The following is a 15,404-nucleotide window of genomic DNA, read 5'->3' on the forward strand; positions in this document are numbered from 1 at the left end:
CTACCTCGGTTTTACGGTACATATAATTATAACAATGGTTCGTCCATATTTTATGGATGAAACCCTTGTTCTACAAATTTAAAAGTGGAGTCAGGGGGTAACAGGTTGGATAAAATTTATGTGTTAGATACGAATGTACTTTTGCAGGATCCTTTATCTATTTTTTCATTTGCAACAAATGAAGTAGTAATTCCAGCAGTTGTATTAGAAGAGGTTGATTCGAAAAAACGTTATATGGATGAAGTAGGACGAAATGCTCGCTATGTATCTAAGTTAATCGACAAATTTCGCGAAATAGGAAAGCTGCATGAAAGTATTCCGTTAGAAAACGGCGGTACATTTCGTATTGAATTAAATCATCGCTCATTTGTTCAACTACAAGATATTTTTGTGGAAAAAACAAATGATAATCGAATTTTAGCGGTAGCAAAAAACCTAGCTTTAGAAGAACAAGAAAAAGAGGATGGGAAATCAGTTATTTTAGTAAGTAAAGATGTACTCGTAAGGGTAAAAGCTGATGCAATTGGATTGCAGGCCGAAGATTATTTAAGTGACCGTGTAATTGAAGTGGAAAATATATATTCAGGATTTTTAGAAGGCTATATATCAAAAGAACAGTTAGATTATTTTTATGAAAAAGGTGAACTGCCTTTATCTGAAATCGCAAATCATCCTTTTTATCCAAATCAGTTTGTTGTAATGAAAGATGCACTAGGGGGTTCTAGTTCTGCACTTGGGATTGTGGATCATTTAGGTAAGAAGGTAAAGAAACTTATTTTTCACAATGAGCAAGTGTGGGGGATACGTCCGCGAAACGTGCAGCAAATTATGGGATTAGAATTGCTACTTCGGGAAGATATTCCACTTGTAACGTTAACAGGGAAAGCCGGTACAGGAAAAACGTTACTTGCATTAGCTTCGGGACTAATGCAAACCGAAGATTTAGGGTTATATAAAAAACTACTTGTCGCGAGACCAATTGTACCGGTAGGAAAAGATATAGGTTATTTACCAGGAGAGAAAGAGGAAAAATTAAGACCGTGGATGCAGCCGATTTTTGATAATCTAGAGTATTTATTCAATACGAAAAAGCCTGGGGAGCTAGATGCTATTTTAGCTGGGATGGGTTCGATTGAAGTAGAAGCGCTTACCTATATACGCGGGAGAAGTATTCCAGACCAGTTCATTATAATTGACGAGGCACAAAATTTAACGAAGCATGAAGTAAAGACGATATTAACAAGGGTAGGCGAAAAAAGTAAGATTGTATTAATGGGAGATCCTCAGCAAATTGATCACCCGTATTTAGATGAATATAATAACGGTTTAACATATGTTGTGGAGAAGTTTAAAGAACAACGTATTAGTGGACATGTAAAGTTTGTTAAAGGAGAGCGTTCTAATTTAGCACAACTAGCAGCGGATTTATTATAAAAAGGAGTGAGCCTAAGCTCACTCCTTTTTTGCTTTTTAATTATACAATTTAAATGATTGTAAATTTACGGATGTTACGAATCGGATTTTGTCTATTAGATCCATCATGGAAATATAGATGAACAGGCCCGTCTTCTCGTAATGGTTTACCTTCTTTTGAAAAACCAAGAATAGCTTTATGGGCTGTTTCTAACGGAAGTGTAATTGTATTGTCTGTGGTTTCAATTTCGACTTGAGTAGCATCTTCTAAAATTTCAGCATTTTTAAGAAATGGATGAAGTGGTATGCCAAATGTCCCGTTAATAAGCTGTTCTTTTTTATATTTCTTTACACTTTGTTGTATTGGCGGGAAGGCAGCACCATCACGGATTTCGCGATCCCAATGCTCTGAAGTATGTTTTAAGTATGTTTCTAATTCGGATGATTCTTCTCTAGTTTCATCAAAGTAGGTTGTCAAATCTATTTTTCGGTCATCGAAAATCCATACAGTTGGATCGATAGTGATTGGAAAACGAACTTTTCCATTAATAAATAAAATTTCGCTCATTGTTGTTCCCCCATTTGTATTATACTCCCACTTTTCAGTATAATAGTATTAGGCACTGTTGTCACAAAAAATGTTTCTATTGCAATTTATTAAAACTATCGCTAATATTAATAGATATGAGAGAGTAGGACGGAAACGGAGGGAATCAATTTGGCGTCTGAGACAGTATCAAATCATCAGGAAAAGGCACTAGCCCTTCTACAAGCGGATGCAGAGAAGATTTTAAGACTTATTAAAGTACAAATGGACAATCTTACAATGCCGCAATGTCCATTATATGAAGAAGTATTAGACACACAAATGTTTGGACTATCCCGCGAGGTCGATTTTGCGGTTCGCCTTGGTCTTATTGCAGAAGAACAAGGGAAAGCAATGTTAGGAGAGCTCGAACGTGAGTTGTCTGCACTTCATGAAGCATTTACAAACAAACAACAATAACGGGTTCAAATAAGGGGGCTCAAACTGAAATAGTTTGGGCTTTTTATTTGTATAATAAAGAAGGAAGAACCTATATACATATGGAATACAACAATAATTAATTTGAAACAGAGAGAGGAAATGAAATGAAAAAAGTATGGAAATCAATGGATTATTCATTGTTACTTCCTCTTGTTATCTTATGTGTGCTGGGAGTTATAATGGTATATAGTTCGAGTTCCATTGTTGCGATTTCGAGGCATAACTGGCCAGCAAATTACTTTTTTAAAAAACAATTAATTGCTTTAGCTATTGGAACGATAATGTTAGCGATTATCGTTGCTATTCCTTATAAGTTGTGGAGAAAGCGAATAGTTTTGATCGCAATGGGAATAGGGAGTATTGGTCTATTATCAGCAGCCTTGATTTTCGGTAAGGACGTAAATGGTGCAAAAGGATGGATATTAGGTATACAACCAGCTGAGTTTGTGAAAATAGCGGTTATTATTACGTTAGCAAACTTTTTTGCTAAGAAACAAGAAACGCAAACAGCTTTTGTACAAGGGATAATTCCTCCTCTAGCTGTTGTTGGTGGAGCGATGGGATTAATTTTACTTCAAAATGACTTAGGTACCGATTTGTTAATTGCGGGAACGGTAGGAATTATGTTTCTTTGTTCGGGAGTCCGGATTAACTTATGGATTAAACGAATTGTTTTAACTTCTATAGTGTGGATTCCGGCACTATATTTTCTCGGAAATTATGCATTAAGCCCATATCAAAAGGCACGTTTTTCAGTTTTTCTTGATCCATTTAGCGATCCGCAAAAGGATGGATTCCAATTAATAAATTCATTTATTGGAATTGCTTCAGGAGAGCTAAACGGTAGAGGGTTAGGGAACAGTGTCCAAAAATATGGCTACTTACCAGAACCGCAAACAGATTTTATTATGGCAATTATATCTGAAGAGCTAGGTTTTATTGGTGTAGCTGTTATTTTGATTTGCTTGTTACTCATTATTATTCGTTCATTTAGAATTGCACAAAAGTGTAAAGATCCGTTTGGAAGTTTAATAGCTATCGGAATTGCAAGTTTGTTTGGAGTTCAAACTTTTATAAATGTCGGTGGTATGTCTGGGTTAATACCGCTTACAGGGGTACCATTACCGTTTATAAGTTATGGTGGTAGTTCTTTATTGGCTAATTTACTTGCAATGGGTATACTGTTAAATATTGCTAGTCATGTAGAACGACAAGAGAAATTACAGAATGAAATGAATACAGAAATAGGGCAAGGTGGACCGCATCTTGTTGTTGTAAAATAAAAAACACATTGAGCTCTAGAGTTCAATGTGTTTTTTATTTTGTTAGGTTTTAAATGTGATATAATATTGATTCTTTTAAAACGAAAAGTATATTACATTTAAGTGAATGTGATATACAATAGTGTTGTTAGAAAAGGAAGAGGTATGCTATACTATTTTTGTGAAACAAATTGCACAGAAAACTTATCATTTGTTAAAAAATAAGGTATGATGGATAAAAATAAAGTGAAGCTTTCTAAGTATAATATAATGTGGAAAGTGAAGAACTTCACGCTCTTTAGAGTGTGTATGTATTTTATCTCTAGAGTGGTAGGAAAGTAGAGGGGGAAAATCATGACAAAGCTGCAACGTATTCAAAAAGTATTGGTAGCTAACCGTGGAGAGATTGCAATTCGTGTATTTCGAGCATGTTCAGAACTTGGATTAAACACAGTTGCAATCTATTCGAAAGAGGATAGTGGTTCTTATCATCGCTATAAAGCAGATGAGTCCTATTTAGTTGGGGAAGGGAAAAAGCCAATTGATGCCTATCTAGATATTGAAGGCATTATTGAGATTGCGAAAAGTAATCATGTAGATGCAATCCACCCTGGATATGGTTTCTTGTCAGAAAATATTCAATTTGCAAAACGTTGTGAAGAAGAAGGGATTATCTTTATCGGTCCAAAAAGTAAGCATCTAGATATGTTTGGAGATAAAGTTAAAGCAAGAACACAAGCGCAGTTAGCACAAATTCCAGTTATTCCTGGTAGTGATGGTCCAATAAATTCAATAGAAGAAGTCGCAGAATTTGCTGAAAAGTATGATTACCCGATTATTATTAAAGCATCGCTTGGTGGTGGTGGTCGTGGTATGCGTATTGTACGTACTAGTGAAGAATTAAGAGAATCGTATAATCGCGCGAAATCAGAAGCAAAGGCAGCCTTTGGTAATGATGAAGTGTACGTTGAAAAATTCGTTGAAAAACCTAAACATATAGAAGTACAAATTTTAGCAGATGAAGAAGGTAATGTTGTACATTTGTATGAGCGTGATTGCTCTGTACAACGACGCCATCAAAAGGTAGTTGAAATTGCGCCGAGCGTGTCGCTTTCAGATGATTTGCGCCAGCGTATTTGTGAAGCTGCAGTAAAGTTAACGAAAAATGTAAATTATTTAAATGCTGGAACTGTTGAATTTCTTGTGAAAGATGATGAATTTTACTTTATTGAAGTAAATCCACGTGTTCAAGTAGAACATACAATTACAGAAATGATTACAGGAATCGATATTGTTCAATCACAAATATTAATTGCAGATGGACATGCTTTACATAGCAAGATGGTAAGTGTGCCGAAACAAGAAGAGATTATTGTACATGGTTATGCAATTCAGTCTCGTGTAACGACAGAAGATCCACTTAATAACTTTATGCCTGATACGGGAAAGATTATGGCGTATCGATCAGGCGGTGGTTTTGGTGTGCGTCTTGACACAGGTAATAGTTTCCAAGGTGCAGTTATTACACCGTACTACGACTCTTTACTTGTAAAAGTTACAACTTGGGCTCTTACTTTTGAGCAAGCTGCTGCAAAAATGGAACGTAACTTAAAAGAATTCCGTATTCGTGGCATTAAAACAAATATTCCATTCTTAGAGAATGTAGTAAAACATAAAAACTTCTTATCAGGAGAATATGATACGTCGTTTATTGATGTGTCACCTGAACTATTCTTGTTCCCGAAACGTAAAGACCGTGGAACGAAAATGTTAAATTATATTGGTTCAGTAACAGTAAATGGCTTCCCAGGAGTAGGGAAAAAAGAAAAGCCAATTTTCCCTGATGCTCGTATACCAAGCGTAAAACACTCAGAGCCAATCCAAAATGGAACGAAACAAATTTTGGATGAGCGTGGAGCGGATGGACTAGTAAAGTGGGTTCAAGATCAAAAACGTGTACTTTTAACGGATACAACATTCCGTGATGCGCATCAGTCTTTACTTGCAACTCGTATTCGAACTAAAGATTTACATCAAATTGCAGAGCCGACAGCGAGAATGTTACCAAATCTATTCTCAGCAGAAATGTGGGGCGGTGCAACATTTGATGTTGCGTATCGTTTCTTAAAAGAAGATCCATGGGAACGATTACTAGATCTTCGTGAACAAATGCCGAATGTTTTATTCCAAATGTTACTTCGCTCTTCAAACGCAGTAGGTTACAAAAACTATCCAGATAATTTAATTCAAAAATTTGTAGAATGTTCTGCTCAAGCCGGAATTGATGTATTCCGTATTTTTGATAGCTTAAACTGGGTAGAAGGCATGAGAGTTGCAATTGATGCTGTACGAGATACTGGTAAAATTGCAGAAGCGACAATGTGTTACACGGGAGACATTCATGATCCATTACGCAGTAAATATGATTTGAATTATTATAAAAACTTAGCAAAAGAGTTGGAAGCATCAGGAGCTCACATTTTAGGAATTAAAGATATGGCAGGTTTATTAAAGCCAAACGCAGCATATGATTTAGTTTCAGCATTAAAAGAAACGGTGTCGATACCAATTCACCTGCATACACACGATACAAGCGGAAATGGTATTTTAACGTATACAAAGGCGATTGAAGCAGGTGTTGATATTGTCGATGTAGCGGTGAGTTCTATGGCTGGTCAAACGTCACAGCCAAGTGCGAACACGCTATACTATGCATTAGGTGGAAACGAAAGACAACCAGATGTTAATATAGATTCATTAGAAAAACTATCTTATTATTGGGAAGATGTACGCAAATATTATGCACCATTTGAAAGTGGTATGAACGCACCTCACACAGAGGTATATATGCACGAAATGCCAGGTGGACAATATAGTAATCTTCAACAACAAGCGAAGGCGGTTGGTTTAGGAGATCGCTTTGATGAAGTTAAAGTGATGTACCGTCGTGTTAATGATATGTTTGGAGATATTGTAAAAGTAACACCATCATCTAAAGTTGTCGGTGATATGGCATTATTTATGGTTCAAAACCATCTGACAGAACAAGATATTTTAGAACGTGGACATGCTATGGACTTCCCAGGATCTGTTGTTGAAATGTTCTCTGGAGATTTAGGTCAACCATATGGTGGTTTCCCGAAAGAATTACAAGATATTATTTTAAAAGGAAAAGAGCCGTTGACAGTAAGACCAGGTGAATTATTAGAGCCGGTAGATTTTGACGCTCTAAAAGAAGAGTTATTCCACAAACTTGGACGCGAAGTAACAATTTTTGATGTAGTCGCATATGCATTGTATCCAAAAGTATTTATGGACTACGAAAAAGTTGCTGGGACTTATGGAAACGTATCTGTGCTTGATACACCGACATTCTTCTATGGTATGAGACTTGGTGAAGAAATTGATGTGGAAATCGAACAGGGTAAAACATTGATGGTTAAACTAGTATCAATTGGAGAGCCTCAGCCAGATGGGAATCGTATTCTTTACTTGGAATTTAACGGTCAACCACGTGAAATCGTAGTAAAAGATGAAAGCGTGAAAGCAACAGTTGCACAACGTGTGAAAGGGAACCGTGAAAATCCAAATCATATTAGCGCAACGATGCCAGGAACAGTTATTAAAGTAGTTGTAAAAGAAGGCGATGAAGTGAAAAAAGGTGATTCCATGGCGATTACAGAAGCGATGAAAATGGAAACGACGGTTCAGGCGCCATTTAGTGGTAAAGTGAAAAAAGTATATGTAAATGATGGGGATGCAATTCAAACGGGAGATTTACTCATTGAATTAGATCATTAAAATAAAGAAAAAGAGCTGTGCGAAAGCAGCTCTTTTTTGTGTGTAAATAATACCTTGCCGAATTGGCAAGGTATTAAAATTTTACTTTATTTTGTTTGTTTAGAAGCTGATTCAGTTTCTTTTGCATTGACTGTACTTCTTGTACCTATCATAACTAAATAGCATAGTACAGCAAACAGGCAAGAAATGAAGAGTGAATGTAATAATGCCATTGCTAAACTAGCATTTGTCAATACGACTAAAATTCCTACTATAGCTTGAAGTGTAACAAGGATAAAGGAAATAATCCATCCCCAGTATACTACACGCTGCTGCTTGTAATGACGAATAGCTATAAACATTGCGTATAGTATCCAAACGAATATTAACATAGCTGCAACTCTATGCCCCATTTGGACCCACTCATGTAGTTGAGTTGGCATAGGTCTATTTTTACTGCATAAAGGGAAGTCTGGACAGGCTAAGGTAGCTCGTTCGTGACGTACTAAAGCTCCTGTGTAGACAACGATATAACTGTAAATTGTTACACCATAAATATGAAATTTCATTTTTTTGTCCATAATAAGTGAACGTGCATCAAATTTCTGATCAATTTCAAAAATAAGACACGTTAACAAGATGACAGAAGCAAATGAAATTAAGGAAATACCGAAATGAATAGCTAATACAGCAGGCATTTGACCCCAAACAACCGCCGCCGCCCCCATTAATGCTTGTGCAACTAAAAATACGAAGGATAAAATTGCTAACGTCTTTGTTTCGCGCACATGTTTATAATATTTCCAGGACAAGATACAAAGAAGAGTAACAAGGATTCCTGCTGATCCAGATGTTAAGCGGTGACTTAGCTCAATAATAGTTTCCATTGATAAATTAGATGGAACAAATTCACCGTTACAAAGAGGCCATGATTTGCCGCATCCTTGGCCTGAACCCGTTTTTGTAACTAAAGCGCCTCCTAGTAAAACTACTAATAAATCGAGACTTGTAATGACTGCTAACCATTTAATAAAGCGTTGCAATCTCTTTCACCATCTTTCTGCTATGAAGTTATTGCGAAATATTTTCATTCCATTATGTATAGAATAAAACGTGCTACAGTCCTATGATATATAAAAAATAATAAAATAGCAAAGAAATGGAGGGTGAGGACAACGTACGTATTATAAAGAAAAAAATGGGATTTTAAATACATATTTTAGGAGGGATTTAGGCTGTTTTGAAAAGAAATGGGGAGAATACATGCTAAATATGACAAAATAGTTTATTATAGAAGATAACATCATGTTATGATAAGGATAAATTGGAATAAAGTTTTTTAATGTTCGACACAAAAAGTTCATGTTTTCTTCACAAAAAGTTCAGGAAATGTGATTTAATATATTGGAGTATGGGCGTAGATTAGTAGTAGAATGGGTTAACAATATTTCTACTGTAATAATATTGCTGTATAGAAGCGAAATATTTCACATGAAATATGTGCTTAGAAAGATGATAGGTTTAAGAGGGGGTTAAAGTGATGAACCATGCAACAAGTGAGCTGCATGATGAGTCAGCTGTTTCAAGTGTACCGGAAACAACTCGGTTACAAGATTTATCAGCGCTCGTTAAAATGGGGATTGTAAACTCAAATACACTTACTGTATTTACAGGATTTTGGTTGGCTTTACATTTTAATGGATTGAGTGTTATGGACAATCTAGATAAGCTATTTTTCACAATCGTTGGTTCTGCATTAATTATGGCTGGGGTATGTTGTTTAAATAACTACATTGACCGAGATATCGATCCATTAATGGAAAGAACAAAAAACCGTCCAACGGTAACGGGTAAATATAAACCTGGCTTTGCACTTGCATTTGGACTTGTAATTTTACTTCTTGGCTTTGCATTTTTATTACTTACTACACCGATGGCAGTGTTAATCTCATTTATTGGTGCCTTCACATATGTTGTTTTATATACGTTATGGACGAAGAGAAAATATACGTTGAATACTGTTGTAGGTAGTATATCAGGAGCAGTTCCACCTTTAATTGGATGGGCGGCAATTGATCCGTCTTTAAGTCATCCAATTGCTTGGATGTTATTTTTAATTATGTTTATTTGGCAAATCCCACATTTCCTCGCATTAGCGATGAAGCGTGTTGATGAATATCGAAATGCAGGAATCCCAATGCTTCCTGTTGTACAGGGATTTGATATTACGAAACGTCAGATTATGATTTGGACAGTATGTTTATTACCACTACCATTTTATATGAGTGGGCTTGGAATAACATTCATGGTAATTGCAACATTGCTTAACATCGGATGGATCGCATTAGGGTTTTATGGCTTCCGTAAGCAAGATGACATCAAATGGTCCGTAAAAATGTTTGTTTATTCCCTGAATTACTTAACAATCTTATTTGTGTCAATGATTGTAGTTACATTCTTCTAAGACAACGACATGATTGGATTTCTTTACGTTGAGATTTACTTTACTTAACTATAAAGTACAATCTAATTCACAAAGAAAGTGGGGGTTGTTTGTATGAAGAAACAGTGGCGACTGCTTTCGTTCGTTTCACTGCTGGCTTTACTGTTAGGGGGATGCGGTAAAGCTTTTCAGTCTACTTTAATTCCGCAAGGGGAAGTAGCAAAAATGCAATATGATTTGCTCTTACTAGCGAGTGCAATCATGGTAGGAGTAGTACTTGTAGTTACTATTATTTTCTTATATGTAATTGTGCGTTTCCGACAAAAAAAGGGTGAGGAAGATTATATTCCAGAGCAAGTTGAAGGAAATCACAAACTAGAAATTATATGGACAGTTATTCCGATTATTCTTTTGTTAATCTTGGCTGTTCCGACTGTTACATATACATTCAAGCTTGCTGATGTAAGTGCGATGGAGAAAAAGAATATTGATAAAGATACTATCGTTGTTGATGTAACAGCGAATCTTTATTGGTGGGAATTTTCTTATAAATCAGAAAAAATAGTAACTTCTCAAGATTTAGTTATCCCCACAGGTAAGAAAGTGTATTTGAATTTGAAGGGTGCCGATATTAAACATTCGTTTTGGGTTCCATCTTTAGCTGGGAAAATGGATACAAATACAGATAATGTAAACAAAATGTGGTTAAAGGCAGATAAATCGGGCACTTATAATGGTTTTTGTACAGAATTTTGTGGCCCCTCACATTCTTTAATGCAGTTCAAAGTGAAAGCTCTGGATGAAAGCGAGTACAAAAAGTGGCTTGCTGACATGAAGAAAATTGATGGAAAAAAAGAAGTAGCTTCTACAAAGGCGCAAGAGGGTCAAGAAATATTTAATAAAAGCTGTATTGGTTGTCATGCAGTTGGATCAAATGATAGTAGACCACCTTCTGCTCGTATCGCACCGAACTTAGCAAACTTTGCAGATCGCGATATGGTTGCTGGTATTGCCGAAAATAATGAAGAGAACTTAAAAAAATGGCTCAAAGATCCTGAAAATATGAAACCAGGTAATAAAATGACTGGTAAATATGGCAACTTAACGGATGATCAAATTAATGCATTAAATGCATATTTACAAACGTTAAAGATTGAAAAGTAAAGAGGGATCATTTGCGAAGGGGAGGTTGAAAACGTGAGTTCTGTAGCAAAAAAACAGGGGATGGGTGCTGTCATATGGGATTATTTAACGACAGTAGACCATAAAAAGATTGCCATTCTCTATTTAATTGCAGGTGGATTGTTTTTTGTAATAGGTGGAATAGAAGCGCTATTTATTCGCCTGCAGTTAGCGATTCCAAACAATGCTTTTCTTGTTGGGGATGCTTATAATCAAGTATTAACGATGCACGGTACAACAATGATTTTCCTCGCAGCTATGCCACTCGTGTTTGCATTTATGAACGCCGCTGTACCACTTCAAATTGGAGCACGTGATGTGGCGTTCCCGTTTTTGAATTCGCTCGGATTTTGGTTATTTTTCTTTGGTGGATTATTTTTAAATTTAAGTTGGTTTTTAGGAGGAGCGCCTGATGCAGGGTGGACATCGTATGCATCTTTAGCTTTAGCCTCTAAAGGACATGGTGTTGATTTTTATGTACTCGGCTTGCAAATATCAGGTATTGGTACATTAATTGGAGGTATTAACTTCCTTGTTACAATTATTAATATGCGTGCGCCAGGGATGACGTACATGCGCATGCCGATGTTTACATGGACAACATTTGTAACATCTTCACTTATTTTATTTGCATTTCCACCATTAACTGTAGGATTAGGACTTTTAATGTTAGATCGTTTATTTGGCACAAGTTTCTTTAATCCGGCACTAGGTGGGAACACGATTATATGGGAGCATTTATTCTGGATCTTCGGTCATCCGGAAGTATACATTCTTATACTCCCAGCTTTCGGAATATTCTCAGAAATCTTCGCCACATTTTCGAAAAAACGATTATTCGGTTATTCCTCGATGGTGTTCGCGACAGTATTAATAGGATTTTTAGGATTTATGGTATGGGCGCATCATATGTTCACTGTTGGTCTTGGGCCTGTTGCAAATGCTATCTTCTCAGTTGCAACAATGGCGATTGCAGTTCCGACGGGTATTAAAATATTTAACTGGCTCTTTACCATGTGGGGTGGAAGTATTAGGTTTACAACACCAATGATGTGGGCGGTAGCTTTTATTCCATCCTTTGTTATGGGTGGAGTTACAGGTGTTATGCTTGCTTCTGCACCAGCCGATTATCAGTTTCATGATAATTATTTCGTAGTAGCACACTTTCATTATGTAATTGTTGGCGGTGTTGTATTTGGTTTACTTGCAGGTGCGCATTATTATTGGCCACTTATGTTTAATAAAGTATTAAATGAAACGTTAGGAAAAATAACATTTTGGTTATTCTTTATCGGTTTCCATTTAACGTTCTTTATTCAGCATTTCCTGGGTCTAATCGGTATGCCGCGTCGTTACTACACATATCTAGAGGGGCAAGGATTGGAAATGGGGAATATGATTAGTTCTATTGGAGCAGTGTTTATGGCTCTTGGAACGATTGCTCTTTTATTCAATGTAATAAAAACAACGGTATCAAAAGAGAAGGCTGGTCGTGATCCGTGGGATGCGCGTACGTTAGAGTGGACAATGCCAGCACCTACACCGGAATATAATTTCAAACAGTTACCATTTGTTCGCGGATTAGATCCGTTTTGGATTGAAAAACGTGAGGGTAATAAAGAGATGACAGCAGCGGAACCGGTCGGTGATATTCATATGCCAAATTCTTCATTTTCACCATTTATTATTTCTCTAGGTTTATTTATAGCTGCTTTTGGTGCTATGTATATGCAGGGTGGCAAAGATAAATTTTGGTTATTAGTAGCAATTATCGGTTTAATCATTACATTTGGTACAATGTTCCTTCGTTCAGTAATTGATGATCATGGATATCATATTCATAAGGAAGATTTAGATGATAAGGGGGGCAAGGCGTAATGCATGTAGATGAGAAATTAACGAATGAAACATTTCCAGCAGAGCCTGAAAAAGCAACCCTTGAGGGAAAAAATAAGTTTGTTGGTTTTTGGTTATTTCTTGGAGGCGAAACAGTGTTGTTCGCTTCCTTATTTGGCACATATTTAGCATTAAAGAACTCTACAAATGGTGGACCAACATCTCAAGAGATGTTTCAAATGCCGCTCGTTTTCATTATGACGATGCTTTTGTTAACAAGTAGTTTAACGAGTGTATACGCAATGTATCATATGAAAAATTTCAACTTTAAGAAAATGCAACTTTGGTTACTTGTAACAGTGTTGCTTGGCTTAGGATTTTTGGGGTTTGAAATATATGAGTTTTATCATTATACGCATGAATTTAAGCATACTATGAGAAGTAGTGCATTTGGTTCTGCATTTTATGCTCTTGTTGGTACACACGGGCTCCACGTGTTGTTTGGATTATGTTGGATTTTAACATTAATCTTTAGAAACGCGAAGAGAGGTTTAAATTTATATAACGCACCAAAGTTTTATGTTGCATCAATTTATTGGCACTTTATTGACGTAGTTTGGGTGTTTATTTTCACTGTAGTATATTTGATGGGAATGGTGGGATAAACAATGGCGGTTAAGCAAACGAATAATCCTAAGGTGGATCTTGTTTATCGGAAGAGAAAAAGTGCAGAGGAAATGAAGCACCAAGTTATTACATTTTCACTAATGATTTTTTTAACATTAGTTGCATTTGCAGCGGTGGCATATCCGAAAACATTTAGCCCGATTTTTTCGGTTCCATTTATATTATTGTTAGCAGTCGTTCAAGTTATATTTCAGTTATATTATTTCATGCATATGAGTCATAAAGGGCATGAAGCGGCGAGTTTCTTCTTATACTCTGGATTGTTAATTGGTTTATTAACAATATTAGCCTTTATGACAATTGTGTGGATTTAAACAGTGATAGTAGGGGGCTCTGATTTATCATAGCCCTCTTTGTATATGAAATATAAGGATTTTGAAAAGGTAGGTGTGGAAATGGAAAACTTATGGGTATTTGGTTTTCAAGCTTTATGGAGTCCGATTTTTTTATTATTTATGATCTCAATTCTTATTAGTTATTTTTTAGTTATTGGACCATATAGAACGCGATTTGAAAATGCGACGAAGGTAAGTAAGAAGCAAATTTTTTATTTTACGACCGGGATTGTTCTTTTGTATTTTGTAAAGGGAGGACCTATTGATTTAATTGGTCATATTATATTTAGTGCACATATGCTTGAGATGGCAGTAATGTATATTGCGGTGCCTCCGTTATTACTGCTTGGTATACCCGTATGGTTATATCAATATATTACTTCTTTTAAGTTCGTTCAAATTGTGCTAAAGGTTTTTGGAAAGCCGCTTATTGCGTTGTTGGTATTTAACGGTCTGTTTTCCTTTTATCATTTGCCAGTTGTTTTTGATACAGTAAAACAAAGTCAAATAGCGCATCCTATTTGCCTTGCTATATTGTTTTTTGCAGCAATGATGATGTGGTGGCCGATGTTAAATCCGCTACCAGAATATCAAACTTTAAGTGATATTAAGAAGCTTGGTTATATGTTTGCTAATGGTATTTTATTAACGCCAGCTTGTGCGTTAATAATTTTTGCGACTGCACCATTATTTGCAACATATACAGATCCGGCCGCTTGGATGAAGGCAATGGAGCTCTGTGTACCGGCGGGGACTTTATCAGATTTAAATATAACTGGACCAGAATTTTTACATTGGATGCCGGTAGTAGAAGACCAACAAACAGGCGGTATCATTATGAAAATTGTCCAGGAAATAGTGTACGGTACGATTATCGGTTATGTGTTCTTTAAATGGGCACGTAGAGAGCGTGAAAAGGATAAAGAGCAGCTGCAAGAATTACCTCCTTATTTGCAGACGAAATAAAAACTAGCGCATCGTATTAATGCGCTAGTTTTTTTGTTATTCAATAATTTGAAATTCTTTCAACTCTTTTTCGATATTTTGTAGGAGTTGTTCGCTTTTTTGAAGTACATTCGTTGGAAAAATCTCATCATCTCCATATTCAACGCCATGAGGATAATAATGTTTTCCTAATAAGGGTGGCAATAGTTTTACTTGAGCGTGTCTGCCGCCGATGTCACCTTCAACAGCAAATCCTTGTACACGTAAATAATAAATATCCTTTAATATTTCAAATTTATAATCATATGTAACGCGTTCGTAATCCCATTGTCCAGCAAGTACAAAATGATTGTTTTCCATAATCTCAGTTAAAAGAGTTAAATCAACGACTGCATCATTAAAGTTTGTATTTGTAAATTGCATAGAATACCTCCTTATTTTAATGTTAGTGCATTATTTTTATAATAGTATGAATAATAAGAAAGTGCAATTCA

Annotated in this window: 13 protein-coding genes; 10 read left to right on the forward strand and 3 right to left on the reverse strand. The window is 36.0% G+C overall.

Features of this window, described 5'->3' with window-relative positions; translation table 11 throughout:
- Positions 1–105 precede the first annotated feature (105 nt).
- Positions 106–1,434, forward strand: coding sequence for a PhoH family protein (locus ACFWDE_RS24110; RefSeq protein ID WP_219919809.1), 1,329 nt, complete (start codon positions 106–108; stop codon positions 1,432–1,434).
- A 49-nt stretch (positions 1,435–1,483) separates the two neighbouring features.
- Here the strand turns inward: ACFWDE_RS24110 and ACFWDE_RS24115 are convergent, their stop codons facing one another.
- On the reverse strand, positions 1,484–1,981 hold the full coding sequence (locus tag ACFWDE_RS24115) for a hypothetical protein (protein WP_078172903.1): 498 nt from the start codon (positions 1,979–1,981) through the stop codon (positions 1,484–1,486).
- Between the two features lie 150 nt (positions 1,982–2,131).
- Here ACFWDE_RS24115 and ACFWDE_RS24120 point away from each other — a divergent pair, with 150 nt between their 5' ends.
- From ACFWDE_RS24120 to pyc, 3 genes are all read left to right on the forward strand, one after another.
- Complete coding sequence (locus ACFWDE_RS24120; protein ID WP_000135698.1) at positions 2,132–2,419, forward strand: Fpa/YlaN family protein; 288 nt, start codon at positions 2,132–2,134, stop codon at positions 2,417–2,419.
- 125 nt (positions 2,420–2,544) lie between these two features.
- Complete coding sequence (ftsW, locus tag ACFWDE_RS24125) at positions 2,545–3,723, forward strand: putative lipid II flippase FtsW (RefSeq protein WP_377895197.1); 1,179 nt, start codon at positions 2,545–2,547, stop codon at positions 3,721–3,723.
- Positions 3,724–4,056: 333 nt separating this feature from the next.
- Entirely contained in the window at positions 4,057–7,503 is a 3,447-nt protein-coding gene (pyc, locus tag ACFWDE_RS24130; RefSeq protein WP_377895198.1) for a pyruvate carboxylase, read from the forward strand.
- A gap of 86 nt (positions 7,504–7,589) precedes the next feature.
- Here the strand turns inward: pyc and ctaA are convergent, their stop codons facing one another.
- Positions 7,590–8,525, reverse strand: a complete 936-nt coding sequence (gene ctaA, locus ACFWDE_RS24135; protein WP_377895200.1) for a heme A synthase — start codon at positions 8,523–8,525, stop codon at positions 7,590–7,592.
- 497 nt (positions 8,526–9,022) lie between these two features.
- Between ctaA and ctaB the strand changes: the two genes are divergently transcribed.
- The 6 genes from ctaB (at position 9,023) to ctaG (ending at position 14,931) form a co-directional block, all read left to right on the forward strand.
- A complete protein-coding gene (gene ctaB, locus ACFWDE_RS24140; RefSeq protein ID WP_002146014.1) occupies positions 9,023–9,946 on the forward strand; it encodes a protoheme IX farnesyltransferase in 924 nt (307 codons plus the stop codon).
- 93 nt (positions 9,947–10,039) lie between these two features.
- Complete coding sequence (coxB, locus tag ACFWDE_RS24145; protein ID WP_002088304.1) at positions 10,040–11,089, forward strand: cytochrome c oxidase subunit II; 1,050 nt, start codon at positions 10,040–10,042, stop codon at positions 11,087–11,089.
- 60 nt (positions 11,090–11,149) lie between these two features.
- The gene (ctaD, locus tag ACFWDE_RS24150; RefSeq protein WP_377895211.1) at positions 11,150–12,985 is read left to right on the forward strand and encodes a cytochrome c oxidase subunit I; all 1,836 of its coding nucleotides are present in this window, start codon (positions 11,150–11,152) and stop codon (positions 12,983–12,985) included.
- Positions 12,985–13,608: a cytochrome c oxidase subunit III gene (gene ctaE / locus ACFWDE_RS24155; RefSeq protein ID WP_000557861.1), complete on the forward strand. Its 624-nt coding sequence runs from the start codon at positions 12,985–12,987 to the stop codon at positions 13,606–13,608. Before ctaD ends, ctaE begins: the two co-directional genes overlap by 1 nt.
- Positions 13,609–13,611: 3 nt before the next feature.
- A complete protein-coding gene (ctaF, locus tag ACFWDE_RS24160) occupies positions 13,612–13,944 on the forward strand; it encodes a cytochrome c oxidase subunit IVB (RefSeq protein ID WP_002121961.1) in 333 nt (110 codons plus the stop codon).
- 81 nt (positions 13,945–14,025) lie between these two features.
- On the forward strand, positions 14,026–14,931 hold the full coding sequence (ctaG, locus tag ACFWDE_RS24165) for a cytochrome c oxidase assembly factor CtaG (protein ID WP_219919798.1): 906 nt from the start codon (positions 14,026–14,028) through the stop codon (positions 14,929–14,931).
- A 36-nt stretch (positions 14,932–14,967) separates the two neighbouring features.
- Here the strand turns inward: ctaG and ACFWDE_RS24170 are convergent, their stop codons facing one another.
- Positions 14,968–15,333, reverse strand: coding sequence for a YugN family protein (locus tag ACFWDE_RS24170; protein ID WP_002066906.1), 366 nt, complete (start codon positions 15,331–15,333; stop codon positions 14,968–14,970).
- Positions 15,334–15,404: the final 71 nt, after the last annotated feature.

The organism is Bacillus sp. NPDC060175 (assembly GCF_042728695.1).
In the GTDB taxonomy this organism is placed as follows: domain Bacteria; phylum Bacillota; class Bacilli; order Bacillales; family Bacillaceae_G; genus Bacillus_A.